This is a genomic window from Lyngbya sp. PCC 8106 (assembly GCF_000169095.1).
In the GTDB taxonomy this organism is placed as follows: Bacteria; Cyanobacteriota; Cyanobacteriia; order Cyanobacteriales; family Microcoleaceae; genus Capilliphycus.
The window spans coordinates 69,714-95,766 of record NZ_AAVU01000006.1 but is presented as its reverse complement, the minus strand read 5'-3'; the positions used below and the strand labels follow the sequence as shown (position 1 = coordinate 95,766).

The window sequence follows — 26,053 nt, the reverse complement described above, 5'->3', positions numbered from 1 at the left end:
CAGGACGAGGCTGGGGAATCTCCTGCGATCATCGAGTCAACCGTCTCCCGATCAAAACTAGAACCGGAAAAACTGCTGGTTCCAGCATCGATAATGTTACAGTTGAGAGAAGCAATTGAACACCTGTTCCTTGAAAATGGTTCAAACGATCTAAACTTCGGGAAAACCCGAAACCTGTAAGAATCCTATTAGTCAACCGGACAATCTGGCGATGAGTGGTACAACGGAAAAAGTTTTTTGGAAGCAACCCATAATCTATCTAGTGCTTCTGCTCACCGGGGCAGGAGGTGCTTTACTCGGCGAACGGTGGATAGAAAACCAAACCCTTCTCTCTTCAGAAGACAGCACTCAGGAGGCGATCACTCAAGTTCCGATTCCCCCAAAAACAGAAAAAGATGCTGATCAAGCAAGTTCACCGTCCTGGTTTGCCCAAAAACCTTCCATTCCCCTCCCCAAAACGGCAAACGCTAACTTTATTGTTTCTGCGGTTGAACAGGTTGGGCCTGCGGTCGTGCGGATTAACGCTTCTAGACGGATCGGACGTCGAGGATTAGATCGCTTTGATGAGCAATTTCCCGAAGACTTTTTTGGATTTGGAGGGCCGCGTGACCTCCCGGACGAATCTCCCACTGAACAAGGCACCGGATCAGGATTTATTATTAGCTCCGAAGGTCATATTTTGACCAATAGCCATGTGGTTGAGGATACGGATACAGTTCAGGTCGTTCTCAAGGATGGTCGTTTGTTTGAAGGTCGGGTTTTGGGGACAGATTCGGTAACAGATGTCGCTGTGATTAAAATTGATGCCAATAACCTACCTAGTGTTCGCATCGGGGATTCTGAACAGCTAGCCCCCGGAGAATGGGCGATCGCGATTGGTAATCCTTTGGGTTTGGATAACTCGGTTACAGTGGGAATTATTAGCGCGACAGGTCGCTCAAGTAGCGATGTCGGGGTTCCCGATAAGCGCATTGGCTTTATTCAAACAGACGCCGCCATTAACCCAGGTAACTCCGGTGGCCCGTTGTTGAACGCCGAAGGAGAAGTGGTTGGGATGAATACCGCCATTATTAGCGGCGCTCAAGGCTTAGGATTTGCCATTCCGATTAATAAAGCGCAACAAATCGCCCAACAGTTAATCGCAACAGGTCGGGCAGAACACGCTTATTTGGGAATTGAGATGGTGACACTCTCGAACGAGGTCAAACGCCGCCTGAACCCAGAATTAACGTCTCCCATTGCTAGCGATGAAGGGGTTTTGATTGTGAATATTGTTCCCGGTTCTCCGGCGGAACAGTCGGGACTACAACCTGGAGATGTGATTCAAAAAATTGATAGCAAATTGGTGCGGAAATCCGAAGCGGTTCAACAAATTGTTCAAAATCAAACCGTCGGTAGTTCGCTGCAAGTTGAAGTCAACCGCAACGGACAAAATGTCACCCTGGATGTGATGACGGGGAATTTACCTCCTGAGTTTTAAAGTTATGACTGAGATTTTACAAGTGGCTCAACTCGGAAATCCAGTGTTGCGCCGTCATGCTCAACCGATTACCGACATTGCGGATCAGGATCTTCAAACTCTGATTGATAATCTGATTGCCACTGTCCTCAAAACTAATGGAGTGGGAATCGCCGCACCTCAAGTCTCTCGTAGCGATCGCCTGTTGATTGTGGCTTCTCGTCCTAACCGTCGCTATCCTCAGGCTCCTCTGATGGCTCCGACTGCCATGATTAACCCCAAAATTGTCAATCACTCCACTGAACAAGAAAAGGGATGGGAAGGCTGTCTGAGTATTCCGGGGGTGCGGGGATTGGTTCCCCGATATCAAACGATTCAGGTGGAATACACGGATCGATCCGGCCAACTTCAGCGACAGCAACTCACCGATTTTGTCGCTCGTATTTTTCAGCATGAATATGACCATCTCGAAGGAATCGTCTTTTTAGATCGAGTCAACGATGAGCAGGATGTGATCACCGAAGCTGAATATCAAGCTTTGTATTGTCGTTAGGGGTTGATGATTCAATCTGTTGAGATATTTTGATCCGAAATAACAATTTGAGTGCTTGTAGAGTAACGAAAAGAGATAAACTAAAAGAGAACTTGCCGATCAACTTTAATATTCAATTGCTAGAACCTGTTGATCCAACTGCATCCAGGAGAACCGCGATTTATACTTAATCATTTTTGAGTTGATTGTCAGGTAAAAAATGATGTCTGACCTTGAGGTCGTGTTTTCTCCCGATGCTTGGAAATTGTAATTGAACAGAATGTTTATCCTTGAATTAAGTGGAGTCAGAAAAAATGACGATTAATCTTAAAAAAGGCGAAGGAATTAATCTCTCTAAAGAATCACCCGGCTTAAAAAAAGCAGGAGTTGGACTTGGATGGGATGTGAATGCTTCTGATACGGGCGATCAATTTGATTTAGATGTTTCGGTGTTTATGTTAGAGGCAAGTGGTAAAATCCCGAGTGAGAAGTTTTTTGTATTTTACAATAACTTAGAATCTCTAGATGGGGCGGTGATGTCATCGGGAGATAGCCGCACTGGAAAAGGAAGCGGAGATGATGAAACCATTAGAATAGACCTAGAAAAAATCGAGGGTTCTATTCAAGAAATCGTGTTTATTGTGACGATATTTCAAGCCGAAGCCCGTCGTCAAAATTTCGGACAAGTTAGAAATTCCTTCATCCGGATTTATGATGAAACGACTCAAACCGAAATCACTCGCTATGAGTTAGAAGAAGATTTTGCCCGAGAAACAGCCATAGAAATAGGTCGTCTGTCTAAAACCGGAAATGAATGGCAATTTAAAGCCGTTGGACAGGGGTATAATAGTGATTTAGAGAGTTTTGTTGCTCAGTACGCATGATAATTATAGGGTTTTAAGTTGAGGGTTAAGATTGAGTTAGAACTATGTCAATTAACATCAAAAAGGGAGAACGAATTAACCTCGCTAAAGAAGCACCTGGACTGAGAAAAGCAGCAGTGGGGTTAGGATGGGATGCTAACTTGACCGATACCGGGGCTGCCTTTGACTTAGATGCTTCAGTTTTTATGTTAGGCGAAGATGGCAAAATTCCCCAGGATGAATACTTTGTTTTTTACAACAATTTACTGTCTCCAGATCATGCAGTCAAACATTTAGGAGACAGTCGTACAGGCGAAGGAAGTGGTGACGATGAAACCATTGAAATTGATTTAACTCAAATTAATCCTACCATTCAAGAATTAATTTTTGTCGTTACAATTCACGAAGCCGACGGGCGCCGTCAAAATTTCGGACAGATTCGTAATTCTTTTATTCGGATTTATGATCGAGAAACGGATACCGAAGTAACTCGATATGATCTAGAGGAGGATTTTTCGAGAGAAACATCAGTTGAATTTAGCCGACTCTACAAAAAAGATGGAGAATGGCGATTTCAAGCCGTTGGACAGGGTTATAACGCAGGTTTACAAAGCTTTGTAGACAAGTATGTGTAATCTCAGTTGAAAGATTTTCAGGAACATTTTGATCGAGATCAGGAGAAGTCTAACCCGAAGAAAGAGTGAGTAACCTGTCAATAAATGATAGATTTTCTCCTGATTAATTAGTCTTTATTAGTCAACATAATACTTCAAAAAAATGACGATTAACCTCAAAAAAGGACAAAGCATTGTTCTCGATAAAAGTGAATATGATTTATCAAAATTAACAATGGGACTGGGTTGGGATGTCGCTAAACCCAAAGGATTAATCGAAGGATTGTTAGGGAAAACCGTTGATTTTGATTTAGATGGATATGCTCTGCTACTCAACCGAAGCGGGAAGTTAAAAAATTACAAAGAAGATGTTATTTATTACGCTCATTTAGAATCTAAAGATCAAACAATTGTTCATTCTGGAGATAACCTCACAGGCGAAGGAAAGGGCGACGATGAACAAATTTTAGTCTATCTTAACAGTCTTTCTGAAGCTTATGAACGAATAATTTTAGGTGTGAATATTTATGAAGGACTCGCCAGAAAACAACATTTTGGAATGGTTGAAAATGCCTTTGTACGGGCGGTTGATGCGTCGGGGATAGAAATTGCCCGTTATAGTTTGTCTGGGGAAGCCTCCTATGAAGGCAAAATTTCAATGTTGATGGGAGAAGTTTACAAAGACAACGAACAGTGGAAATTTAAAGCTTTAGGAAGTCCTATTCAGTCTGATCTCAATGGTATTGTAAAAACTTTTTTGTAGACCTATAAACTTGTAAAGTAGTCTAAAATAGTCGCTGTCAAGGGCTAAACCTTCAGTGTTTTTGTCTTGAACTTAACAATTAACCCCTAAGTCTAACTCCTGACAGCGACATAAAAAGCAATGGATTAACAGAGCAAAAAGACTCTATAATCCGTTGTTAAAGCTTTACTTCTTACGATAGGGAACCATCGTGGCAATATTGATATCACCGACAGCAACTCGGGTAATCGTGTTGGTTGCCGGAGTAACATCCTTTGCCATACCCAAGAACATAGAAGGATCGCCCGCTTTGACTTGCTTCTCTTGAGGAACAAAACGACGAACAGAGGTTTGCCAAATGATTTGAGGGAAACCAAGCTGGTTACGATGGTACTCGCCGTAACGAGGAGTTTTCAGGTTAAAAGGTGTTTCTCCCTGGTTGCGTTGGGCGATAACCCGACGACGCTGATAGGGAACCTTATCGTACCCGAAGTTTTCTAAATATTCATCGCTATCAACTAAAGCGTTGATAAAGCCAAGAGGCCCTTTAGTCGCAACAACGATAGACCAGGCGATTTTTTCCCGTTCGCTGTAAACATCGCGTCCTAAAATGCGCTGAACACACATTTCAACAAAACGGTAGTTGCTGTTGGTTTGGTAGTTGAACCGCAAGAAGGGATCAGAAGTTGCTAAACCTCGGATAAAATCTCTGACGGTAATTTGACCAAACTTAAGCTGAGACTCCAGGAACTTTTGACGGTTGCTCTTGAGCATCTGGTGTTCACTGAAAATTTGGCGATAAGCCGCCCAAATTAAATCGTCCCATTCAGTCCCAGAGGGTAAATCTTCAGACGAATAGATTCTGGGTTGCTCATCACCCCCGACTTCGTATCCGGCAACCCGTACATTTTGGCTGACGGGTGTGTAGTCTAATAAAGGAAGCGCCACTTAAAATCTCCTTAATCTCAAAGTTAACGTTGATAACTTCATGTGGCTGTTAAGCCATCCCTTAATAACAAGGGATTATATTGGCATCACTATACCATCCTTCAGATTAGGGGATCACGGGGTTTACGTCTCTTTTTTGTGAATAAATGCAACAATCTGTAATATTCCCGGCACAAATCCTTTTTTCTCAAGAGAAGCAATCGCCGATCTGTCTATCTTTTGTAGAAAATCAAACCGCTTCAAAGTTGATGAGAATAAATGCTTCCGCTTCATTTACTCCAAAAAATTAGCTGCAACCAGTTTCTTTTGGATAGCAACTAAAGCCGCTTGGGTGCGATCGCGTGCATTTAATTTCTTCAAAATAGTATGCACATGAACCCGCACCGTACCCGGTGCAATATACAAAATATCGGCAATTTCTTGATTTGATTTACCCGAAGCAATTAAAGCTAATATTTCCTGTTCTCTTTTCGTTAAAGGATTACTCGCAGAATATGCTTCTGAACCTTCTGGAACCTCTGCAAATTGTCCGAAAGTTTTTTGTATTTCCTGGGTTGCTATTGAGTCCCACCAAGACGCACCTGCGGCTACCGAACGAATGGCTAAAATTAATGCTTCCGGTGCAATTCCTTTTAAACAATACCCTTGTGCTTTGGCTTCAATGATGCGATTAATCAGAGGTTTTTGAGAGTGAGAAGTCAAAACTAAAACCGGAAGTAAGGGCTGTTTTTGTTTGATTTGGCGACAGGCTTCTACACCACCAATTCCCGGAAGTCCGACATCTAAAATCACCACATCAAAAGAATGCTGACTCACCAATTCAACGGCTGTTTCTCCATCTTCGGCTTCTGCAACAATTAAAATATCTCCTTCTTGCTGAAGTCGAGTCACTAAACCGAGACGAAATAATTCGTCATCTTCCACTAATAAAATGTTTAACGGTTTGGAGTTCATTAATTAAGAATTCGCCATCACAGAAGAAATCTCAGCGGTCAGACGAAAAGCAAATATCGCACCGTGAGGCGATCGCTGTTCTGCCCAAATTTTACCACCATGCGCCTCTACAATTTGACGACTGAGATACAATCCTAATCCCGATCCTTTAGCTTGGCGATCGCCATTTCCTTGATAGAAGCGTTCAAATAACATCGGGAATTCCTCATCTCGAATGCCTTGACCTTCATCTATTACCTTTACCACAAAATCGCCATTATCCGCCATCAGCATCACCTGTACAGTGCTTCCGCGACGAGAATGATTAATTCCATTAGAAATCAGGTTAACCAGGACACGGCGCAATTGTAGGGGGTCTGCATTCACCCAACACCGGGAACGAAAATCGGAATTTTCTTGAGTTAAACGGATGTAAACTTGACGGCTAGAAGCGAGATCGGTCATCGTAGAAATTGCTTCTTCGGCTAAAATTACTAAGTCTAGAGACTTTTGTTTCAACTGCAAACCTTCGGTGTCATTTCGATAAACATCGAGTAACGTTTCCACCAATTCCAGAGTATTTTTATGACTGCGTTTGATAATCTCAATCACTTTAGTTTGAGTCGAAGTTACCGGGCCAAATTTTTCCTGTTCAAAGGCGGTTAAAGTTTCGATTGCACCCAATAGGGGCGTTTTCAAATCGTGAGTTAAAGTAGACGCAAAATCTTCTCGCAATTGAATTAGTTTTTTTTGGGTAAACAGTTGCATTCGTTGACGATTTAGAGTTTCTTCATAGCTGCGGTTTCGTTGACTTAACCAACCCGTGACAATTAAAGCAGAAATCGCAATAAAACGGTTAGCAATTGTTGCGGGTGAAATCGATTCTTTTCCCGGAATTACCAAGTTTAACACGGTTAATATTACCGCAAATAAGACCACTTGTGCAGTCGCTTTGCGGCTGAGGCGGGAGTTAGCCAGTAATACCGCCCCAATGTAGAGATAGCCAAAAACATAGGGCGGAGGGGTAGAATATTCCAAAGCAATAACAATCGCAAATACCGCCACAATTAGCCATTGAGTCTTGGGAAGATACAGCCAGAGACGATGAAAGAAAGCGGGTAATCTAAATTGCATATTGAATGACCAAAAACAGTTTAAGGATGGGCGATAACCCGATCTCGATTAATGATCTAGTTTAATAACAAACCGGGCGTTTAGGCAAATATATATCTGTGGATATAAACGTTTAGGTTAAATCTAAACGCTTCTATATTCTTCGGCTTAAACAGATTAATATAAATTTCCAATTAACTCACCTCTATACCTTCTTTTTTCGGAAAATCTTCGGCATAATCAAGCTATCAACTGTTTTATCGATAGCCAAATTTAGGCGATATCAGAAAAATGATGCACACAGAAAAACCAAAAGTGGTGAGTATTAGAGTAAGTTTAAACAGCTGCTATTGCGGCTCAAAATTGAGAGATATTGTTCCACCAGAAGAATGTTAAATGCTGGGATTATTTCGAGAAAATCACATTATTCTTGCCAATAACAATCCCCAAATTCAACCCAATGACATTCTGTTAGACGTTGCCATTAATCCCATTTTGAATAAACTTAAACCCCTGTCAGCCTGTCAATTTTCCCAACAATAGTATTTTCTAAAACCATGTTGCAAGGATTCTATCAAATTGTCTTAACTTTATTCATTTTGCTGCTAATTTCCCCGCTTGTAGGGGCTTATATGGCGCGTGTTTTTTTACATCAAAGAACCGCACTCGACCGAATATTAAAGCCCGTTGAACAGTTTATTTATGCCGTCAGCGGAGTTCATTTCAAAGACTCAATGAACGGTTGGCAATATATTCGGGCGGTACTTTTTAGCAACCTTGTGATGGGAATATTTGTCTTTTTAATATTTCTATTTCAAGGGATTTTACCGCTTAACCCAACTCAATTATCAGCCCCCAGTTGGGATTTAGCCCTACACACCGCTATCTCATTTGTTACGAATACAAACCAACAGCATTATTCAGGAGAAACAACCTACAGTTACTTCTCACAAATGCTGGCGTTAGGGTTTTTAATGTTTACCTCTGCGGGGACAGGAATTGCCGTTGCAATTGCCTTTATTCGCGGACTAACGGGTAAACCTTTGGGCAACTTTTACGTTGACTTAACCCAATCTATTACCCGAATTTTACTCCCTATTTCTATCATTGGCGGAATACTTTTACTCATCGCTGGAGTACCCGAAACATTAGCCCAACCTGCGGAAATTACCACCCTAGAAGGCGCAACCCAATATATCGCGCGTGGTCCCGTCGCCCACTTTGAAATTATCAAAGAATTGGGCGAAAATGGCGGGGGATTTTTTGGAATCAATTCCGCCCATCCCTTTGAAAACCCCAACGGATTTACCAACTTGTTTGAAACCGTGATTATGATGATTATTCCAGCCGGATTAATCCATACTTACGGCATCATGGCAGATAACCCCAAACAAGGTTGGTTAGTGTTTTGGATGGTGTTTATTATGTTTGCAATTTTAATTGCAATTACGGCAATTGGCGAATACCAAGGCAACCCCATTGTTAACGGTATTTTAGGCGAACCAGCAGCAAATTTAGAAGGAAAAGAAGTTCGGTTTGGTTGGGCGTTAACAGCACTTTGGGCAGTTTCTACCACCGGAACAATGTGCGGTGCAGTCAACGGAATGCACGATTCACTAATGCCTACAGGCGGTTTTACCACATTGTCCGATTTGTTTTTACAAATAATTTGGGGCGGACAAGGAACCGGAACCGCTTATCTGTTTATCTTTCTAATTTTGTCCGTTTTTATAACAGGATTAATGGTCGGACGCACCCCCGAATTTTTGGGACGAAAAATCGAAAAACGAGAAATTGTTCTCGCAAGCGTGGTGTTATTGGTTCATCCCATAGCCATCTTAATTCCCGCAGCAATTACCCTCGCTTTTCCCGATACCCTGTCAGGAATTACCAACCCCGGTTTTCACGGAATTTCTCAAGTCATCTATGAATATGCTTCGGCTGCGGCTAACAACGGTTCCGGCTTGGAAGGACTCAGTGATAACACCCTTTGGTGGAACTTAAGCGCCAGTTTTTCACTGCTTTTAGGTCGTTATATTCCGATTATTGCCTTGTTGTTACTAGCTGATAATATGACTCGCAAACAAGCTGTTCCTGAAACCACAGGAACATTGCGAACAGACACCATTTTATTTACCAGTATCACCGCCGGGGTAATTGTCATTTTAGGTGCCTTAACCTTCTTACCCGTTTTAGTCTTAGGTCCCGTAGCAGAAGCCTTTAAAATAGCAAGCATTTCCTAACCCAAAACCAACCCATCCATCTCCAAAAACCAACAATCAACCCATCCGCTTCTAAAAGCATCAACCCCAAAAACCAACACCCAACCCATCCGCTTCTAAAAGCATGAATTCCCAACTCTCAAAAAAAAATCCATCCGCTTCTAAAAGCATCAACCCCAAAAACCAACACCCAACCCATCCGCTTCTAAAAGCATGAATTCCCAACTCTCAAAAAAAAATCCATCCGCTTCTAAAAGCATCAACCCCAAAAACCAACACCCAACCCATCCGCTTCTAAAAGCATGAATTCCCAACTCTCAAAAAAAAATCCATCCGCTTCTAAAAGCATGAATTCCCAACTCTCAAAAAAAAATCCATCCGCTTCTAAAAGCATCAACCCCAAAAACCAACACCCAACCCATCCGCTTCTAAAAGCATGAATTCCCAACTCTCAAAAAAAAATCCATCCGCTTCTAAAAGCATGAATTCCCAAATCTCCAAACCAAACCATCCGTTACCCAATCTATCGGGTTTATATCAACGCGCCTTCAAACAAGCTTTCGTTAAACTTCACCCGCGCATCATGGCAAAAAATCCCGTCATGTTTGTGGTTTGGGTGGGAACAATAATCACCGCTTTACTAACCGTAAACCCCAATTTATTCGGTACTGTAACGGGAGACAATCTTTATTTATTTAACGGGCTAATTGCGGTTATCCTGCTGTTTACCGTTATTTTTGCCAACTTTGCAGAAGCCGTCGCCGAAGGACGGGGAAAAGCCCAAGCCGATGCGTTACGATCAACAAAATCCGAAACTATTGCGCGAAAATTGCTCCCAGATGGTACAATCGAACAAGTAAGCTCGACCAACCTCAGACAAGGCGATCGCATATCTGTTGTAGCCGGGGACGTGATTCCCGCCGATGGTGAAGTGTTGGAGGGTGTGGCATCGGTTGACGAATCGGCGATTACTGGAGAATCTGCACCAGTCCTCAAAGAAGCGGGTTCGGATGTCGCCAGTTCAGTCACAGGGGGAACGCGGATTATTTCTGATGAACTAATTATCCGTGTGACGGCTGACCCCGGAAAAGGGTTTATTGACCGGATGATTGCTTTAGTTGAAGGGGCCGAACGCAGCAAAACCCCCAATGAAATCGCCTTAACGGTTCTATTGGCGGTTCTAACCTTAGTCTTTTTAATTGTTATTTCAACCATTCCCCCGGTTGCGTTTTATGCCAATAGTTCCGTTAGCATCACCCTGTTAATTGCATTATTAGTCGCGTTAATTCCGACAACCATCGGCGGACTTTTAAGTGCAATTGGCATTGCGGGAATGGATAGAGTCGCCCAATTTAACGTAGTTGCAACATCAGGACGGGCGGTGGAAGCTTGCGGCGATGTCAATACTTTAGTATTAGATAAAACCGGAACCATTACGTTAGGAAATAGACTCGCCGAAGAATTTATTCCCGTCGATGGATACAGCGTGGAAGATGTCGCCGAAGTCGCCCTCGCCGCTAGTATTTTTGATACCACTCCCGAAGGAAAATCCATCGTGCGGTTAGCCGAAGGAATGGGCGCTCAAGTATATTTTAACATAAAAAAAGCCACAGGAGTTGAATTTTCCGCCCGGACTCGGATGAGCGGAACCGACTTACCCGACGGGGGCGAAGTTCGTAAAGGCGCGGTAGACGCGATACGGGGGTTTGTTCGTTCCCGAGGGGGACAACCTTCGGAGGATGTAAATGCAGCTTACGAGAAGGTTTCGTTACTCGGAGGAACACCTTTGGCGGTTTGTCGCGATAACGAAATTTACGGCGTAATTTACCTCAAAGATATTATCAAACCCGGAATTCGCGAACGTTTTAATCAACTCCGTCGGATGGGAGTTCGTACTGTAATGTTAACCGGAGATAACCGCATTACGGCGTCTGTTATCGCTAAAGAAGCGGGGGTTGATGACTTTATCGCCGAAGCTACACCCGAAGAAAAAATTCAAGTTATTCAACAAGAACAAGCCCAAGGAAAGTTAGTCGCCATGACGGGTGATGGAACAAATGACGCGCCTGCTTTAGCCCAAGCAAATGTCGGTTTGGCGATGAATTCGGGAACTCAAGCGGCGAAAGAAGCGGCGAATATGGTGGATTTAGATTCGGACCCGACGAAGTTAATTGATTTAGTTACGATTGGGAAACAACTGTTAATTACTCGCGGTGCTTTAACGACTTTTTCGGTGGCGAATGATATTGCAAAATATTTTGCAATTATTCCGGCGATGTTTGCGGGTGCGGGAATTGGGGCGTTAAATATCATGGGTTTAAATAGTCCGAATTCGGCGGTTCTTTCGGCTTTGATTTACAATGCGTTGATTATTCCGGCGTTAATTCCGTTGGCGTTAACGGGGGTTAAATTTCGTCCATTAACGGCCAATCAATTGTTACAACGCAATATCTTAATTTATGGTCTTGGGGGTGTGATTGCACCGTTTATCGCTATCAAATTTATTGATGTGGCGATTGCGGCTATTGGTTTAGCGTAACTGATTTGTACATTTATCTGGGCGCAAGCAAGAGCGCCCCTACAAGCGATGAAACTCAATTCTTTTCTCGAAACCTCTGATTTAATTTGGAGTCGATTTTTACATCGAAAACTCTCCCTCAGTGTGTTTTTAGCCCTTTGTTTCAATATTGTTCTCGCACCGCTCGTTTATGCAGCAACTAACAACAATATTGCTAAGGGTTCCGCCTATGCTTTAGGACTTTTAGGATTAGTCGTTATCGGACTTGCTGTTTATCTATTTGTTGTCATTGTTCAACCCGAGAGGTTTTAATCATGTTGAGACAATTACTTCTAGAACTTCGTGAAATTCTTCGCTTTTCTCGGTTCAAACGCCGACTTTCCGATGTCAGAAAACGCCGCATCGAACGCCGTCAAAAACCCAAACAATATTTACACGAAACCCAACCTTAAATGTTGTTGGTCGTAGGGTGCGAAAAATTACACAGTTTTTTCTTCATAAATTCAGAGTAAAACTGTTTTACGCACCTGAAATTTACCTCTAACAATCTTCGTTCGTTGAAAAGGAGTCAATCTCATGATTCAACAATTTATCACCAGAATTCACAATACTATAATCCGGGGAATTGTTCTGTTGATTCTCTATCCATTGAGTCTATTAACAATCGGTCAATTGGCGTTTATTGAACCGATGAATAATTCCGTTATCCCTTCCCCAAGCTTATCTGTTGAAAATGCTGTTGCTTTTGAACAGACTCTCACCTCTGAACATTATTTCCCCAGTCGTATCACCCGTTTTAAAAATATTCGGAGACTGCGACGCCATCAAACCCAAAAACACAAACTTTTTAATCTCGCTTAAGTCTCTATTTCCGAGTCGTTAACCTAATAGGAGTTCAAAACATGATTTCAGAATTAATGATTGGAGTTCGTAACACGTTGATTTTGTGGGTAATCACCGCAATTTTCTATCCAGCTTTACTTCTAATTATCGGTCAAGTTGCTTTTCCCTATCAAGCCAATGGAAGTTTAATTAATAACGCTCAAGGTGAAATTATTGGTTCTGCTTTAATCGGACAATCTTTCACTTCTGAGCGCTATTTTTGGAGTCGTCCAAGCAGTGTTAATTATAGTGAGGGAGAAGATAGCGCCCCGACAGGAATTTCAGGCGCGAGTAATCTTGCACCTACTAATCCTGATTTAATTACCCGAATTCAACAGGAAAAAACTCGACTTCAACAAGCCGGAATTAAACCCACTGCTGATTTAGTTTATGCTTCTGGTTCGGGTTTAGACCCTCATATTACCCCAGAAGCGGCTCAAGTTCAAGTTGCAAGAGTCGCACAAGCCCGTTCAGTTTCTCCCGAAGAAATTCAAGAATTAATTGTTCAAAATACCGACGGACGCTTTCTCGGAATTTTCGGAGAACCGGGCGTTAATGTCCTCAAGTTGAATTTGGCTTTAAATCAAAAGTAGGGTGGATCAAATTTACAAAGGTTTTTTTTGAGGCTAAAACATTTATTGTTTGATGCACCTAAACCCCCAGTAGGGTGGATCAAATTTACAAAGGTTTTTTTTGAGGCTAAAACATTTATTGTTTGATGCACCTAAACCCCCAGTAGGGTGGATCAAATTTACAAAGGTTTTTTTTGAGGCTAAAACATTTATTGTTTGATGCACCTAAACCCCCAGTAGGGTGGATCAAATTTACAAAGGTTTTTTTGAGGCTAAAACATTTATTGTTTGATGCACCCTACAATTAAAGTATGAATTGACAGTCTAAGTTTACAGGAAAAAATAAAGTGTCACTTCGTCGCGGAAAACACAAAATTTTTATTGGAATGGCACCCGGTGTTGGTAAAACTTACCGGATGTTGGAAGAAGCCCAAATTCTCAAACGAGATGGAATAGATGTGGTTATCGGACTGTTAGAAACGCACGGACGAGAAGAAACTGCAAATAAAGCGATGGGGTTGGAATTAATTCCTCGCAAAAATGTGATTTTATCCCATCGAAACTTGACAGAAATGGATACCAATGGGATAATAGAAAGACGGCCTCAACTGGTGCTAGTCGATGAACTCGCTCACACCAATATTCCCGGTTCAAAGTTTGTCAAACGTTATCAAGATGTGGAACAAATTATCGCCGCAGGGATTGATGTTTTCTCAACGGTTAATATTCAACACCTGGAAAGTTTAAATGATTTGGTCTTTCGCATTTCAGCAGTTGTGGTTCGAGAACGAATTCCGGATTCTGTGTTGGATGAAGCCGATGAAGTGGTTGTGGTTGATGTTACCCCAGAAACGCTACAAGAACGCTTACAAGAAGGAAAAATTTACGCTCCCAATAAAATCGATCAAGCCCTAAATAGCTTTTTTAAACGGCGAAATTTAATCGCGTTGCGGGAATTAGCACTGCGAGAAGTTGCAGATAATGTTGAAGAAAGTGGCAATGGAAGTGAATCAAATTATTGTAATATCCGCGAACGGGTTTTAGTTTGTATTTCCACCTATCCTAATTCTATCAGACTTTTGCGGCGAGGCGCAAGAGTTTCCAACTACATGAACGCCCAATTATACGCTTTATTTGTTGATAATCCCAATCTGTTTTTATCAAAAGAAGATAGCCTTCATGTCGAAACCTGCGAACGACTTTGTAAAGAATTTAATGGAGAATTTGTTCGAGTTCAATCAACGAATGTTTTAGATACAATTATAGAAGTCGCCCGCACAGAAAGAATTACTCAAATCGTCATCGGTGAAACCCATCGTTCTCGCTGGCAATTGTTTTTTAAAGGCTCAATTATTCAGCGTTTAATGCGATCGCTTCCCGATATTAATATTCACATCATCGCCACAGAAAATCAAGAAAAAGAGGGCGGGTTTATACAGTGACCAGTTAACAGTAAACAGTTCCCAGTGAATAAATTGATAGCTTATCCCTGAAATAACTGTAAACTTTTCATAGAAAAAACTGGTCACTGTAAACTGTAAACTGTAAACTACCAACCTAAAGCAGAATAAAAGGCTGTATTTTCTGCATTTTCAGACTCAGAAGAAGCCTTTGAGTCTGTCTCCTCAAGGCGAATTTCTGTACAGAATGTAGAAGTATTAAACCCACCGAACCGTTTGACAGCACTGGTTCGCATTCTGACATTTGGACTGGCAAACCAAAAGCGTTCAATAGAACTCATAGTTTCATATTCAGTCACCAAGATTAAAGCATCATCTTCATCCATCTCAAACTGTCCGACAACTGGAACAATTTCCGCATACCCTCGTTCTCGCAACATTCGGCCTTTGCGAGGGTTATCGAGATCAGGAACAATTGCAAAAACCGTCGAACCGGAGTGATTTTCATCCTCTTTATCCCAAGCCATCTCACCATTCCAAGTGACATAAGCACCCCCGGCAGCGATCGCTGAATCAACGTCGTGCATTTGGCAGATTTCAATCACTTTCGGATCATCGGCATCGAGGGCCTCAACGTTGATTTTAGAATTGCCTTTTTCGGCTTGTCTAAAGGCGAGATGATGAGTAGTTCGCAGTGACTGCCATTGTCCGGCACTCTGTCGAAAGAATTGCATTGCATCCATGCAGATAGTCCCTTTGATTGATTTTTTAGGTTGATACCTTTTCTGTAAACTACCCAACGCCAACGTGTAAACACTTATGACGTGGGCTTTATCCCTAACCCAATCCCATCGGAGAATAACAAAAGCTGTCACTCTAACTGACAGGAATAGGTCGAGATTTCAGGCGGATTTACGGCAGCCCCATCTTGAAAACTTTGGCTAGACAGAAATTGCCAAGTTTCAGCAAGTTGAGCGATATTTAACGCCCCATTGACATCAGCATCATGTTCAAGGCCACAAAAACCACATTTAAAAACCTTTCCTTTTCGGTAAGACTTTCCTTTTTGGGGATGGATATGGTGACATCTCGAACAGGTTTGAGAGGTAGATCTCGGCTCAACCAAAATTATACTAATTCCAGCAATACGAGCTTTGTATTCTGTGAACAATCTCAACTGGTAAAAAGCCCAACTATTGATTTCTGTTCGGGTTTTCTTCCTAACTTTCGTCCTCAGTCGAATACCCGACAAGTCTTCAAAAGCAATTGCCGAGTTAAGTTGTTCAGCCTCTTGTACAAGCTGTTTGGATATATTGTGATTGACCCAATGCCCGAAACCTCGATTCCTTTCCAGAGAGCCTTCTAAGCAAGCGTTTTGCCGACTTAGTGCGTTTGGATTGAATCGAAGCACGGACGCGGACAAATTTATTTCGAGTTGCTCGAAGTTTGTTTCCGTTCCAGGTTTTTCCTGTAGAAGTAGTTGCAATATCTCTCAGCCCCAAATCGACACCCAACACTTTCGGAGTTTTCCCTTTGGGTTGAATGGGAACTTGAACTACTATATTAATGTAATAGTTGCCATTCCTACTCTTAGAAAGCGTGGCACTTGTGGGGAGTTGACCTCTAAGCAATGCGATTTGATAGCCACCAATTTTGAGTTGAAAATTGACCCGTCCCGACTTAAGTGTGACTCCAACTTTTTGCAAGGACTCAATATATTTGAATGTTCTCGCGTCAAGGGAAATACTTGTTGGTCGAAACTTGTGAATTTGTTTGGTGGTTTTGTGTTGGTTAACAACCCTTCTGATGGCTTGACAAACGTGGTTAGCTTTCAACCCCGTCGCCTCTCTGACTGGTTTGTAGGTCAGGTGATGCAGCTTGGTTGTGTTCCAACAGTTCTGTTCTTTTGCCTCGAGCAATATTTGGTTACAAGCATCGGAAAATCCCACCAAAGTTTCATCGACCGATTGGGTCAAGTCTGGTGTGACTATCAACTTGCATTTGACCGTTATTGCTTGAGTCATACCCCTACAATATCTCAAGCACGGGGTTTTTGTAAACTTTATGTGGAAGCGGCATTCCTCCCATCGCCAACTCAGACTTATGGCGTGGGTCTTCTGCCGAAATCTAGATGATAAGGCTGTCGAGACTAATCCATAAAGTTTTGCAAACAATATGAGTTGTAAATTGTGCATTATGGACAGATTGTCAAGCAGTTGTTACGATAATTTACAATAAGAGATCAGTAGGATAGACGGCAACACGTTACCTGCTGATAATCGTAGGTTCAAGTTGACCGAAAGAGGAGAAAACAATGACAGCACCTGGAAATCTTAGTTTAGAGCAACAATTCAAACTCCAAATTCTACGGGAGCAAGTTAAAGACCTTAGTTTAGAAGAAGCTCAAGACTATTTGCTAGAAGTCTTACGCCAAAGTATGGTTAAAGATAATTTGATGCGTCACTGGATGAAAAATCCTGAATAGAGTTGAAGAACAACACAAAAAAGAAGTCAGAGGACATCGTGCTTCTGACTTCTATTAACCCACCTCAAGAGCGAGGCAGAGAGAGTAAAACTGTAGTTTGCGGTTTTATCCGAAACGACCACTCACATACTGTTGTGTAGATTCTTCTTGGGGATTTTGGAAAATACTCTGGGTATCATTAAACTCAACTAAATACCCAAAACGCTTACCCCCTTCAATGGCTTTAGCGTTATAGAAAGCCGTCATATCTGCAACCCGTGAAGCTTGCTGCATATTGTGAGTGACGATAATAATAGTATAATTTTCCTTGAGTTCGTGAATCAAGTCCTCAATCGAAAGGGTAGAAATCGGGTCAAGAGAAGCACAAGGTTCATCCATCAAGACAACATCGGGGTTCACCGCAACAGTACGAGCAATACAAAGACGTTGCTGCTGACCTCCAGAAAGAGCAAACCCACTTTGACCCAATTTATCTTTAACTTCATCCCAGAGTACCGCTTGACGGAGCGATCGCTCTACAATTTCATCCATTTGTTCTTTTGTTTTCGCCAGTCCGTTCACCTTCACCCCATAGGCAATATTGTCATAAATTGACTTCGGGAACGGATTTGGCTTTTGAAAAACCATCCCAATACGACGTCTGACTTCTACGGGGTCAACATCAGGGTCATAGAGGTTTTTATTTTGATAGTAAATCTTCCCATCTAAATGAAAAATCGGAATCAAATCATTGAGGCGATTAAAGCAGCGAAGAATTGTACTTTTACCACATCCAGAAGGGCCAATAAACGCAGTCACCTTATTTTTCGGAATATTTAGAGAAACACCCCGAACCGCTTTAAAATCGCCGTAAAAAACGTCTAAATTCTCTGCTTGTAGAACCGTTTCTGTATCGTTAGTTGTTGGCTTGCTATAATCCATCATTGCATTTTAATTCCTATAAATTGTTGAGGGTTTAATAGTCACGCATCCCGATGTAAAATTTTGAGGATTTATTGATTTTTCGACCTTAATAATCACTTTTGCCAGAAGCCCAGCGAGATAAAACACTGGTCAATAAAACCAATAGTACCAAAACGAGAGAAGCAGCCCAAGCAAATTCCTGTAACGTCTTATCGAAGCCTCTAGCAAATTCGTAAATCAGGTATGCCATCGAAGGTAGAGTCGGGGCAAAAGGGCCTCTTGGCCAGTTGTTCGTATAAACCACAGTAAATAATAGAGGAGCCGTTTCTCCGGCCGCCCGAGCAACTGCTAAAGTGACACCCGTTAAAATTGCCGGAATCGCTGCCGGAAGTACCACTTGTAAAACCGTTTGATAGTTGGATGCTCCAATACCGACAGATGCGGCTCGAATATCTTGAGGAATAATTTGTAGGGCTTCATCTGTGGTTCGGACAATCGTGGGTAACATCAAAACAGCCAAAGCAATTGCTCCTGCCATCACAGAAAACTGTCCAACGGTCAGAACAATTAAACTATAGGCAAAAACTCCGGCAATAATTGAAGGAACTCCACTCATCACATTCGTCGCAAACCGAATCGACTGAGCAACCTTTCCGCCGCTAAACTCCGAGAGGAAGATTGCCGCTAACACTCCAAACGGAAGAGCAATCAAAGTTGCAATTAGAACCACCATAATTGTGCCTAAAATTGCACTGGCAATTCCCCCTGTCTCTTGACCCGCAACGGGAGGTAACTGAGTAAATAAAGCCAGATTAAAACGAGCAGCTCCCTTCAGTAAAACATAGAACAGTACCGCAAATAACGGAATCACCGTCAAAGCGATACAAGCCCCAGAAATACCTGTCATGATGATGTCTAAAATATCTCGGGGACGACTGCGATTGCGGATTAAAGCTTTCGCGCCAGAATCAGTATAAGCTTGATCATAATTTGACATAACAACAATGAGAATCTCTTTTGATAAACAACTTTAAGCCTCAGAAAATCAGGGATAAATTACCCACTGTGACTTTAATTATTGGTATTTAGATTGAACTCGGCTGACAATCAACTGAGCCAAAACATTAACCAGTAAAGTCAGTAAAAAAAGTACAATTCCGGCATACATTAAAGCTGAAACTTGTAAGCCCGAAGCTTCCGGGAACTGGTTTGCCATCAAAGAAGCAATCGTATTTCCCGGTGCAAATAGAGAAATATTGACTCGGTTGGAGTTCCCAATAATCATCGTTGCTGCCATCGTTTCTCCCATGGCTCGCCCCAGCCCTAGCATCACGCCCCCGACAATCCCAGAAAAAGCCGCTGGAATTAAAATCTGGAAAATCGTGATCCAACGAGTCGCCCCGAGTCCGATAGAAGCTTGTCGCAAATCTGGAGGTAAACTCGCCAGAGAATCCCGAGCAATCACGGTGATAATCGGCAAAGTCATAATCGCCAAAATCACACCCGCCGGAAACATCCCTGGCCCTGCTGGAGGGGTACTAAAGAAAGGAATCCAGCCCAAAGTGTTGTAGAAAAACATCTGAATAGGTCGTAGGAAAGGAATCAAGACAAAGATTCCCCATAAACCATAAACCACACTGGGAATTGCAGCCAGGAGTTCCACAAGAAAAGTTAAAATCCGGCGAACACTAGGAGGGATAAAATCCTCACTCAGAAAAATCGCAGTCCCTAAACCTAAAGGAACCGCAATCAATAGGGCAATCAAGGAACTCACGATGGTTCCATAAATCATCGGAAAAGCCCCATAATTTTCATTAGGAGGGTCCCAAGCACTGGTAAATAGAAACCCTAACCCAAACTTTTGCAAAGCAGGAAGGGCTTGTTGAGCAATGGGTAATGCAATTAAAAGCAAAATTACCGCAATCCCCCAGGCAAAAATGCGCGTTAGCCAAATAAAACCGGAGTCAAACTGCTTCTCGGCTTTCGTGCGAGATCGTCCAACATTTAGAATATTATCAACAGGTTCAACCATAATTCAGTGTTTAATTTTAGGGGTTCTGTGTTTGTTTTCCTGATAAATTGTACGAAAGAGATCAAGATTTTTAGGTTAGGGGGAGGTCGTCTAAACGATCAATTCACTCACTCAACCTCGCCTGACTTGATAGATAGATGCGGTACTTGACTTCAATCTCGACGTCTGGGGGATGGGGTGCAACTTCTGCAACTCTCTGTCTCTGATTTTGGGGAAGTTTGACTAGCCTATATCAATAAATCCCCTTAAATCCTCTCCTGATATTACCCAGAAAGATATCAGCATAATTTTTCTGAGACAATCTCAGGTTCTCCACACCCGCGAGATTATAGGCTAAAACAATACCCCCTGCTGTCATTGGCAACCCGAAAACACCTCCTCGAACCCGAGCAATTTGTTCATCCAATCCTTGAGTAAATCGCTCAATCCCCACGCCACTCCCGACAGACTGAGAATCAATTTGCAGATTTCGGGTTTTTCGAGAGAGTTCTTGAACCCAACGTTGATAGAACGATGCAGGAAAAGATGCACCCACTCCCCGACTCTATTGACTTGTTGTCAGATCGGGCTATCTCGGATATCGCTAGTAGGTAGAACCATCATTTAGAGGTTGATCAAGGGTTCGTTATTGACCGAATGAAAGTGAGGAAAATGGGTCTGCGAAGCTAAGGCTATTTGTTTTAAGTCTCTATGAGCTAGCTAAGTCTAGACTGACCTGATTCAAAACTACTCAATTCTTGGATTACTCTATTAATTTACATTAATTTGGTAATCAGGAGTCAGTTGATCGGCTTGTTGTGCAACTTTCTCTCTAACGTTTTGAGGGAGTTTGACATAACCCAATTGGGGAGCGATTTCTTGACCTGCGGTTAAACCGTACTCTACTATCGCTTCAACGGATTTGGCAACTTCTGGATCGTCATATTCTTTGTAAGCCAGCAACCAAGTATAGGTCACAATCGGATAGGATTCAGCCCCTGCGGGATCAGTAATAAAGGCTCGTAAATCACCCGGTAATTCTACGGCTTCGAGGGTCTTGGAAGCCGCCTCATTAGTGGGTTGGATATAATTTCCAGATTGGTTTTCCAAAGAAGCCATCGGTAAGCCAGCGCTTTCGGCAAAACCAAATTCCACATAACCAATTGCACCGGGAGTTTGGGTAAGTTGAGCGGCTACACCATCATTTTTAGCACCACCAATTCCTGTAGGCCACTGTACTGTTTTTCCTTCACCAACAGAATTTTTCCAATCTTCACTGATGGAGCTTAGGTGCTTGGTAAAGACTCCTGTGGTTCCACTCCCGTCTGAACGATAAACAACAGTGATCGGCTGATCGGGGAGTTGTAAGTCGGGGTTATTTTCAGCGATCGCCGGATCGCTCCAGTTGGTGATATTACCAAGCAGGATATTAACATAGTTGTCGCGAGACAGCTTCAGTTCTCCGTCTACACCGGGAAGATTATAAGCGAGAACGATACTTCCTGCGGTCATGGGCAGCATTAAAACGCCTCTGTCCACTTGGGCAATTTCTTCATCACTCATGGCGACATCACTAGCGCCAAACTGTACTAGCCCTTGGGTAAACCGCTCAACTCCCGCACCACTCCCAACAGACTGATAGTCAATTTGTAAGTTCTGGGTATCTTGAGAAAATTCTTGGAACCAACGCTGATACAAGGGAGCGGGGAAAGACGCTCCTGCACCGACGAGGTTGACTTGTTCGTTGAGAACCAGTTTTACTTCACCGCCCGAACCGCCTGTAGAACCTGTATCACCACCCATTGTGTCGGTTGCAGTATCAGTACCGCCTCCACAAGCCCCGAGACTCACAACGAGAGCCGCTGCCGAAATTTTGGTGATTACATTGGATAGATTAATTTGATTGAGACGAAAAATCATAAGGATTGGGATTCTTTTGTATGACTGCACGAATACCATAGAGGATAACGTCTCCCTACTCAATCAAGGTAAAGAAAAGGTTAAAGATTAATTAGAATGACTAATCGAGAAGGGCATCTTCAATAAGTAATCTGAACGTGAACTACTCCGCCCACAAGGGGACGGAGCTTCCCAACTCAACAGCAACCGCCTCTACAGATGGCCCTGCGCCCCCGTTTTGGTCTTACATTGCCTCCTTGGGCAGTAGCGCTGGTTCCCAACGCTAATATCCGTAAGCCTTCGTCTCGAATATTTACAGCCGCATTTATGTCTCTGTCGTGCTTAGTTTTGCAGTTGTAACACTCCCAACTCCGAATATCAAGCGGCAAGCTGTCAATTCGATTTAGGCATACATGACAAGTCTTGCTAGACGGGAAAAATCGACCAATTTCAAGGTAGGTTTTCCCGTCTTTTTCTGCTTTGTATTTTAACTGTCTGGTAAATTCAGACCAGCCACAATCGCTAATTGCTTTCGCTAGATTGTGGTTTTTTATCATGTTTTTAACTGCTAGATTCTCTACAATGATGACTTGGTTTTCGTTCACCAATTTGCGAGAGAGTTTGTGCTGGAAGTCTTTGCGAGTGTTGGCGATTCGCTCATGCACTCGCGCTACGATGCGTCTTGCTTTTTCTCGACGCTTTGAACCCTTCTGTTTTCGGGAAAGTTTGCGCTGTTTACGTTTTAGATTTTTCTCTCGTTTTGTGAACGGCTTGGGGTTGTCAAACTTTGAGCCGTCAGATGTAATTGCGATCGGGGGTTAATCCTACATCAATACCAATCACCTTGCCCTGACTGCTTATCTCAGGCTCAGGTAATCCATCGTCAAAGAGCAAAGAGGCGTAGTATTTGCCAGTTTTGTTCATGCTGACGGTAACGGTTTTCAATTTGCCATCAAAAACACGGTGAAGCTTTGCTTTGACTTCACCAATCTTAGGGAGCTTAATTACTCCATCTAGTAGCTTGACGTGCTGCGGATACTGGATTGATTGTTTGCCGTGCTTGCCTTTGAAGTTGGGATATTTCGTTCGACCTTCAAAGAAGTTGATAAAAGCCCGAGATAAATTCAGGGACACAGACTGAAGCACCTGAGAATAGCATTCAGCCAACCAAGGAAACTCCTTCTTGAGTCCTGGTAAGCGGTTGTTATATTCCTGTCTTGATAATCCTTTCCCAGTTACCTTGTAAATTTCGTTATTTAGGTTCAGAGCGTGGTTCCACCACCATCTAGCACAGCCAAACGCCTTTGATAAGGCTACTTGCTGTTCAGTGGTTGGATAGATTCTGACCTTGACAACGTTTCTCATAACTTGAATTTAGCACGGAAAAGATTGATGGTAAGTTCGGTGGATCGTTGTAAATCTGCGCGACATCGAACCGCTTGATTGACCTGCCTTTCATCCCCACCCACGAGGGGATGGGGAATTCCGGCAATTTCAGTTAAAAGCCATATTCTATGGTTTTTCAGGAGACATTTAGAAAAAATCAGAATCAAGACGTTGAATCACACATCTATTGACGAGTAATCACTGAGAAGATGGTACGATGATAAAATTTGAATGAAAATTGCAAACTAAAAAAGTGTAACGTGGTTCAAATCCCACTCTCAACCCATTCTCACGAGATCAAGGTCCCCGATCACGATCAGGTTCCAGTGCGGGGAACATTACCCGATTTTCAAATCTGGCTCAATGATTTAGCCGATCAAATCATTGCAGGTGATCCCATCAGTCGCTCAGAAGCACTCGCTCTGACTCAACAAGTCAAAACTCAAGACGAGATTATGCTCCTGTGTCAAGCGGCCGATCGCGTTCGTCAAGCCTGTTGTGGTAATATTGTAGACTTGTGTAGCATCATCAACGTCAAGTCCGGAAACTGTTCAGAAAACTGTAGCTTTTGTTCTCAGTCCTCTCATCATCCCGGCGAAAATTCTCCGGTTTATGGCTTAAAAACCCCTGAAGACATTTTAGCCCAAGCCAAAGCAGCCGAAGCCGCAGGTGCCAAACGGTTCTGTTTAGTTTCTCAAGGACGAGGCCCCAAATATAGTAGCCCGAAGTCCGGCGAATTTGAACAAATTTTAGCAACCGTCAAGCAGATTCTAAGTGAAACCCAAATTAAACCCTGCTGCGCCCTGGGAGAAGTCACACCCGAACAAGCGACAGCTTTAGCCGAAGCAGGCGTAACTCGCTACAACCACAACCTAGAAGCCTCAGAAAACTTCTATCCCCAGATCGTCAGTAGCCACAGTTGGCGCGATCGCATCGAAACCGTCAAAACCCTCAAAAATGCAGGAATTCAAGCCTGTACAGGGGGAATTCTCGGTATGGGAGAAACCTGGGAAGATCGAGTCGATCTCGCCCTAGCCTTGAGGGAACTCGAAGTCGAGTCTGTTCCTCTCAACCTATTAAACCCCAGAGAAGGAACCCCCCTCGGCGATCAACCTAAACTCGATCCCTACGAAGCCTTAAAAGCGATCGCCATTTTTCGTCTGATTCTCCCCAAACAAATTCTGCGCTACGCAGGAGGACGAGAAGCCGTCATGGGAGAACTACAAAGCCTGGGATTAAAATCCGGGCTAAATGCCATGTTAATCGGACATTATTTAACCACGCTCGGTCAGTCTCCTGAACAAGATCAAGCCATGCTAGAGTCTTTAGGATTGGAGGGAGGAGAAGCCCCAGTTCACTCTCAAAGCTGATCACTGTTAACTGTTCACTGTTAACTGTAATGACTCCTCCCTTAGAATTGCTATGGGCAATTATTGGTGTTCTTTTAACGATTGGTGGCACATTTTTAGAAGCCTTTGCCGCCGATCCGTCTTGGCTATGGGAACAACAAGAAATCTCCGTCTATTCTTTGGGAGTGACCTATCAAATTGGGGCGGTTTTATTAGTAGGTTGTATGGGGGGGAAAAATGCAGCCGCCATCTCACAAATTGCCTATGTAGTATTGGGTTTAACCGTATTACCTGTTTTTTCGGAAGGCGGAGGAATTGGTTACTTACAAGAACCAACTTTTGGTTATTTACTCGGTTTTATTCCTGGGGGTTGGATCTGTGGAACGCTAGCATTTAAAGCCGCCCCAAAACTAGAACTTTTAGCCTTTAGCTGCTTTTGTGGTTTACTGATGATTCATGGAGTAGGATTAACCTATTTAATCTTAAACTATTTATTTGAGGGAGTTGCCACTCAAAATCTACTGTTAACAGAAGCCATTCAAAAATATTCCCTGTATCCGCTTCCCGGTCAACTCGGTGTCACCTGTGCAATTAGCGTGTTATCCTATGTGTTGCGTGGGTTAATGTTTTATTGAATCAAAAATTGGGTCAAAATATAGACTAAATTTTTGCTTTGTGTTCCGGGTTCCCCTTTTATGAAATTTCAAAAAAATCCGATTTTTTGGATCGCTGCAATTCTCAGTTTAATTGTCGATCATGCCACTAAGTTTTGGGTGCTTCAAACCTTAGAATTGACCAGCCCTCCACAAACCATTCCACTCTGGCCAGACGTTTTTCACTTCACCTACGTCATCAATACTGGAGCAGCATTTAGCTTATTTAGTAATGGCGGAGTCTCGTGGTTGCGGTGGTTATCGCTAGGAGTTAGTCTAGGTTTAATGGCGCTGGCTTGGTGGGGGCCGCAATTTATTCGATGGGAACAAACCGGATATGGTTTAATCTTAGGAGGAGCATTAGGGAATGGAATTGATCGATTTATCTCCGGTCATGTCGTTGACTTTTTAGATTTTCGTCTGATTCAATTTCCCATCTTTAATTTAGCCGATGTCTCGATTAATATCGGGATTATTTGTTTACTGATCGCCATGTTTATTCACGAACACCCAAGGCATCCCCCCAGTGACCCCTCCTCTGGGAACATTTAAGGGTGGAGAGAAGCAGA

At 42.8% G+C, this 26,053-nt stretch carries 31 protein-coding genes; 17 read left to right on the top strand and 14 right to left on the bottom strand.

Annotated features, from left to right (window positions below):
• Positions 1-211: 211 nt before the first annotated feature.
• From L8106_RS06130 to L8106_RS06110, 5 genes are all read left to right on the top strand, one after another.
• Entirely contained in the window at positions 212-1,480 is a 1,269-nt protein-coding gene (locus L8106_RS06130) for an HhoA/HhoB/HtrA family serine endopeptidase (RefSeq protein ID WP_009783363.1), read from the top strand.
• Between the two features lie 4 nt (positions 1,481-1,484).
• Entirely contained in the window at positions 1,485-2,012 is a 528-nt protein-coding gene (gene def / locus L8106_RS06125) for a peptide deformylase (RefSeq protein WP_009783362.1), read from the top strand.
• Between the two features lie 293 nt (positions 2,013-2,305).
• The gene (locus tag L8106_RS06120; RefSeq protein WP_039895591.1) at positions 2,306-2,875 is read left to right on the top strand and encodes a TerD family protein; all 570 of its coding nucleotides are present in this window, start codon (positions 2,306-2,308) and stop codon (positions 2,873-2,875) included.
• A gap of 44 nt (positions 2,876-2,919) precedes the next feature.
• Positions 2,920-3,489, top strand: a complete 570-nt coding sequence (locus L8106_RS06115) for a TerD family protein (protein WP_009783360.1) — start codon at positions 2,920-2,922, stop codon at positions 3,487-3,489.
• Positions 3,490-3,631: 142 nt separating this feature from the next.
• Entirely contained in the window at positions 3,632-4,231 is a 600-nt protein-coding gene (locus L8106_RS06110) for a TerD family protein (protein WP_009783359.1), read from the top strand.
• Between the two features lie 165 nt (positions 4,232-4,396).
• Here L8106_RS06110 and L8106_RS06105 read toward each other — a convergent pair whose 3' ends face one another.
• The 3 genes from L8106_RS06105 to L8106_RS06095 all read right to left on the bottom strand — a co-directional run bounded on the left by L8106_RS06105 (position 4,397) and on the right by L8106_RS06095 (position 7,225).
• Positions 4,397-5,158, bottom strand: coding sequence for a phycobilisome rod-core linker polypeptide (locus L8106_RS06105; protein ID WP_009783358.1), 762 nt, complete (start codon positions 5,156-5,158; stop codon positions 4,397-4,399).
• A gap of 273 nt (positions 5,159-5,431) precedes the next feature.
• Positions 5,432-6,112: a response regulator transcription factor gene (locus tag L8106_RS06100; protein ID WP_009783356.1), complete on the bottom strand. Its 681-nt coding sequence runs from the start codon at positions 6,110-6,112 to the stop codon at positions 5,432-5,434.
• 3 nt (positions 6,113-6,115) lie between these two features.
• On the bottom strand, positions 6,116-7,225 hold the full coding sequence (locus L8106_RS06095) for a sensor histidine kinase KdpD (protein ID WP_009783355.1): 1,110 nt from the start codon (positions 7,223-7,225) through the stop codon (positions 6,116-6,118).
• A gap of 375 nt (positions 7,226-7,600) precedes the next feature.
• On the opposite strand from L8106_RS06095, the gene L8106_RS31990 reads away from it, so the two are divergent.
• Both L8106_RS31990 and kdpA read left to right on the top strand, forming a co-directional pair.
• Positions 7,601-7,747: a hypothetical protein gene (locus L8106_RS31990; RefSeq protein ID WP_009783354.1), complete on the top strand. Its 147-nt coding sequence runs from the start codon at positions 7,601-7,603 to the stop codon at positions 7,745-7,747.
• Positions 7,748-7,761: 14 nt separating this feature from the next.
• Positions 7,762-9,447 carry a potassium-transporting ATPase subunit KdpA gene (gene kdpA, locus L8106_RS06090; protein WP_009783353.1) on the top strand — a complete coding sequence of 562 codons (1,686 nt, stop codon included), beginning with the start codon at positions 7,762-7,764 and terminating at the stop codon, positions 9,445-9,447.
• A gap of 238 nt (positions 9,448-9,685) precedes the next feature.
• Here the strand turns inward: kdpA and L8106_RS31985 are convergent, their stop codons facing one another.
• Complete coding sequence (locus L8106_RS31985) at positions 9,686-9,874, bottom strand: hypothetical protein (RefSeq protein ID WP_156803598.1); 189 nt, start codon at positions 9,872-9,874, stop codon at positions 9,686-9,688.
• Between the two features lie 33 nt (positions 9,875-9,907).
• Between L8106_RS31985 and kdpB the strand changes: the two genes are divergently transcribed.
• From kdpB to L8106_RS06065, 6 genes are all read left to right on the top strand, one after another.
• Positions 9,908-11,965 carry a potassium-transporting ATPase subunit KdpB gene (gene kdpB / locus L8106_RS06085; RefSeq protein ID WP_009783350.1) on the top strand — a complete coding sequence of 686 codons (2,058 nt, stop codon included), beginning with the start codon at positions 9,908-9,910 and terminating at the stop codon, positions 11,963-11,965.
• 48 nt (positions 11,966-12,013) lie between these two features.
• Positions 12,014-12,256: a K(+)-transporting ATPase subunit F gene (gene kdpF / locus L8106_RS06080; RefSeq protein WP_009783349.1), complete on the top strand. Its 243-nt coding sequence runs from the start codon at positions 12,014-12,016 to the stop codon at positions 12,254-12,256.
• A 2-nt stretch (positions 12,257-12,258) separates the two neighbouring features.
• Entirely contained in the window at positions 12,259-12,396 is a 138-nt protein-coding gene (locus tag L8106_RS31980) for a hypothetical protein (RefSeq protein WP_009783348.1), read from the top strand.
• A 124-nt stretch (positions 12,397-12,520) separates the two neighbouring features.
• Positions 12,521-12,805 carry a hypothetical protein gene (locus tag L8106_RS06075; RefSeq protein WP_009783347.1) on the top strand — a complete coding sequence of 95 codons (285 nt, stop codon included), beginning with the start codon at positions 12,521-12,523 and terminating at the stop codon, positions 12,803-12,805.
• Positions 12,806-12,846: 41 nt separating this feature from the next.
• Positions 12,847-13,419 (top strand): K(+)-transporting ATPase subunit C, encoded by a 573-nt coding sequence (kdpC, locus tag L8106_RS06070; RefSeq protein ID WP_009783346.1) that lies wholly within the window; start codon positions 12,847-12,849, stop codon positions 13,417-13,419.
• Positions 13,420-13,745: 326 nt separating this feature from the next.
• Positions 13,746-14,840 carry a sensor histidine kinase gene (locus tag L8106_RS06065; RefSeq protein WP_009783345.1) on the top strand — a complete coding sequence of 365 codons (1,095 nt, stop codon included), beginning with the start codon at positions 13,746-13,748 and terminating at the stop codon, positions 14,838-14,840.
• Between the two features lie 107 nt (positions 14,841-14,947).
• On the opposite strand, the gene L8106_RS06060 is transcribed toward L8106_RS06065, so the two are convergent.
• From L8106_RS06060 to L8106_RS32795, 3 genes are all read right to left on the bottom strand, one after another.
• Complete coding sequence (locus tag L8106_RS06060) at positions 14,948-15,541, bottom strand: phycobiliprotein lyase (RefSeq protein WP_009783344.1); 594 nt, start codon at positions 15,539-15,541, stop codon at positions 14,948-14,950.
• A 128-nt stretch (positions 15,542-15,669) separates the two neighbouring features.
• The gene (locus L8106_RS32800) at positions 15,670-16,110 is read right to left on the bottom strand and encodes an RNA-guided endonuclease TnpB family protein (protein ID WP_232228436.1); all 441 of its coding nucleotides are present in this window, start codon (positions 16,108-16,110) and stop codon (positions 15,670-15,672) included.
• Positions 16,082-16,822, bottom strand: coding sequence for a transposase (locus tag L8106_RS32795; protein ID WP_009783342.1), 741 nt, complete (start codon positions 16,820-16,822; stop codon positions 16,082-16,084). Before L8106_RS32795 ends, L8106_RS32800 begins: the two co-directional genes overlap by 29 nt.
• Before the next feature lie 290 nt (positions 16,823-17,112).
• On the opposite strand from L8106_RS32795, the gene L8106_RS06050 reads away from it, so the two are divergent.
• On the top strand, positions 17,113-17,283 hold the full coding sequence (locus tag L8106_RS06050; RefSeq protein WP_009783341.1) for an NblA/ycf18 family protein: 171 nt from the start codon (positions 17,113-17,115) through the stop codon (positions 17,281-17,283).
• A gap of 105 nt (positions 17,284-17,388) precedes the next feature.
• Here L8106_RS06050 and pstB read toward each other — a convergent pair whose 3' ends face one another.
• From pstB to L8106_RS34410, 7 genes are all read right to left on the bottom strand, one after another.
• Positions 17,389-18,207 carry a phosphate ABC transporter ATP-binding protein PstB gene (gene pstB, locus L8106_RS06045; protein ID WP_009783340.1) on the bottom strand — a complete coding sequence of 273 codons (819 nt, stop codon included), beginning with the start codon at positions 18,205-18,207 and terminating at the stop codon, positions 17,389-17,391.
• A gap of 85 nt (positions 18,208-18,292) precedes the next feature.
• Positions 18,293-19,183 (bottom strand): phosphate ABC transporter permease PstA, encoded by an 891-nt coding sequence (gene pstA, locus L8106_RS06040; RefSeq protein WP_009783339.1) that lies wholly within the window; start codon positions 19,181-19,183, stop codon positions 18,293-18,295.
• A 78-nt stretch (positions 19,184-19,261) separates the two neighbouring features.
• Positions 19,262-20,218 (bottom strand): phosphate ABC transporter permease subunit PstC, encoded by a 957-nt coding sequence (gene pstC, locus L8106_RS06035; RefSeq protein ID WP_009783338.1) that lies wholly within the window; start codon positions 20,216-20,218, stop codon positions 19,262-19,264.
• A 232-nt stretch (positions 20,219-20,450) separates the two neighbouring features.
• Complete coding sequence (locus L8106_RS06030) at positions 20,451-20,753, bottom strand: substrate-binding domain-containing protein (RefSeq protein ID WP_009783337.1); 303 nt, start codon at positions 20,751-20,753, stop codon at positions 20,451-20,453.
• 215 nt (positions 20,754-20,968) lie between these two features.
• Positions 20,969-22,117 (bottom strand): phosphate ABC transporter substrate-binding protein PstS, encoded by a 1,149-nt coding sequence (gene pstS / locus L8106_RS06025; protein ID WP_009783336.1) that lies wholly within the window; start codon positions 22,115-22,117, stop codon positions 20,969-20,971.
• A gap of 176 nt (positions 22,118-22,293) precedes the next feature.
• Positions 22,294-22,902 (bottom strand): RNA-guided endonuclease TnpB family protein, encoded by a 609-nt coding sequence (locus L8106_RS34415; RefSeq protein WP_369747951.1) that lies wholly within the window; start codon positions 22,900-22,902, stop codon positions 22,294-22,296.
• Entirely contained in the window at positions 22,892-23,461 is a 570-nt protein-coding gene (locus L8106_RS34410; RefSeq protein WP_009783334.1) for an RNA-guided endonuclease TnpB family protein, read from the bottom strand. Before L8106_RS34410 ends, L8106_RS34415 begins: the two co-directional genes overlap by 11 nt.
• 347 nt (positions 23,462-23,808) lie before the next feature.
• Here L8106_RS34410 and bioB point away from each other — a divergent pair, with 347 nt between their 5' ends.
• The 3 genes from bioB to lspA are packed head-to-tail and all read left to right on the top strand — an operon-like array spanning position 23,809 to position 26,036.
• The gene (gene bioB, locus L8106_RS06010) at positions 23,809-24,852 is read left to right on the top strand and encodes a biotin synthase BioB (RefSeq protein ID WP_232228433.1); all 1,044 of its coding nucleotides are present in this window, start codon (positions 23,809-23,811) and stop codon (positions 24,850-24,852) included.
• 29 nt (positions 24,853-24,881) lie between these two features.
• Entirely contained in the window at positions 24,882-25,466 is a 585-nt protein-coding gene (locus tag L8106_RS06005; RefSeq protein WP_009783331.1) for a biotin transporter BioY, read from the top strand.
• Positions 25,467-25,526: 60 nt separating this feature from the next.
• Positions 25,527-26,036, top strand: a complete 510-nt coding sequence (lspA, locus tag L8106_RS06000) for a signal peptidase II (protein ID WP_009783330.1) — start codon at positions 25,527-25,529, stop codon at positions 26,034-26,036.
• Positions 26,037-26,053: the final 17 nt, after the last annotated feature.

Coding starts and splice junctions, on each gene's coding strand:
- L8106_RS06130 (WP_009783363.1), top strand. CDS start 212: ATGAGTGGTACAACGGAAAAAGTTTTTTGGAAGCAACCCATAATCTAT.
- L8106_RS06005 (WP_009783331.1), top strand. CDS start 24,882: ATGACTCCTCCCTTAGAATTGCTATGGGCAATTATTGGTGTTCTTTTA.
- kdpA (WP_009783353.1), top strand. CDS start 7,762: ATGTTGCAAGGATTCTATCAAATTGTCTTAACTTTATTCATTTTGCTG.
- pstA (WP_009783339.1), bottom strand. CDS start 19,183: ATGTCAAATTATGATCAAGCTTATACTGATTCTGGCGCGAAAGCTTTA.
- pstS (WP_009783336.1), bottom strand. CDS start 22,117: ATGATTTTTCGTCTCAATCAAATTAATCTATCCAATGTAATCACCAAA.
- kdpB (WP_009783350.1), top strand. CDS start 9,908: ATGAATTCCCAAATCTCCAAACCAAACCATCCGTTACCCAATCTATCG.
- L8106_RS06060 (WP_009783344.1), bottom strand. CDS start 15,541: ATGGATGCAATGCAATTCTTTCGACAGAGTGCCGGACAATGGCAGTCA.
- L8106_RS06095 (WP_009783355.1), bottom strand. CDS start 7,225: ATGCAATTTAGATTACCCGCTTTCTTTCATCGTCTCTGGCTGTATCTT.
- L8106_RS06100 (WP_009783356.1), bottom strand. CDS start 6,112: ATGAACTCCAAACCGTTAAACATTTTATTAGTGGAAGATGACGAATTA.
- def (WP_009783362.1), top strand. CDS start 1,485: ATGACTGAGATTTTACAAGTGGCTCAACTCGGAAATCCAGTGTTGCGC.
- kdpC (WP_009783346.1), top strand. CDS start 12,847: ATGATTTCAGAATTAATGATTGGAGTTCGTAACACGTTGATTTTGTGG.
- L8106_RS31980 (WP_009783348.1), top strand. CDS start 12,259: ATGTTGAGACAATTACTTCTAGAACTTCGTGAAATTCTTCGCTTTTCT.
- L8106_RS06110 (WP_009783359.1), top strand. CDS start 3,632: ATGACGATTAACCTCAAAAAAGGACAAAGCATTGTTCTCGATAAAAGT.
- pstC (WP_009783338.1), bottom strand. CDS start 20,218: ATGGTTGAACCTGTTGATAATATTCTAAATGTTGGACGATCTCGCACG.
- L8106_RS34410 (WP_009783334.1), bottom strand. CDS start 23,461: ATGAGAAACGTTGTCAAGGTCAGAATCTATCCAACCACTGAACAGCAA.
- kdpF (WP_009783349.1), top strand. CDS start 12,014: ATGAAACTCAATTCTTTTCTCGAAACCTCTGATTTAATTTGGAGTCGA.
- L8106_RS32795 (WP_009783342.1), bottom strand. CDS start 16,822: ATGACTCAAGCAATAACGGTCAAATGCAAGTTGATAGTCACACCAGAC.
- pstB (WP_009783340.1), bottom strand. CDS start 18,207: ATGATGGATTATAGCAAGCCAACAACTAACGATACAGAAACGGTTCTA.
- L8106_RS06120 (WP_039895591.1), top strand. CDS start 2,306: ATGACGATTAATCTTAAAAAAGGCGAAGGAATTAATCTCTCTAAAGAA.
- L8106_RS06050 (WP_009783341.1), top strand. CDS start 17,113: ATGACAGCACCTGGAAATCTTAGTTTAGAGCAACAATTCAAACTCCAA.
- L8106_RS31990 (WP_009783354.1), top strand. CDS start 7,601: ATGCTGGGATTATTTCGAGAAAATCACATTATTCTTGCCAATAACAAT.
- L8106_RS06075 (WP_009783347.1), top strand. CDS start 12,521: ATGATTCAACAATTTATCACCAGAATTCACAATACTATAATCCGGGGA.
- L8106_RS06115 (WP_009783360.1), top strand. CDS start 2,920: ATGTCAATTAACATCAAAAAGGGAGAACGAATTAACCTCGCTAAAGAA.
- lspA (WP_009783330.1), top strand. CDS start 25,527: ATGAAATTTCAAAAAAATCCGATTTTTTGGATCGCTGCAATTCTCAGT.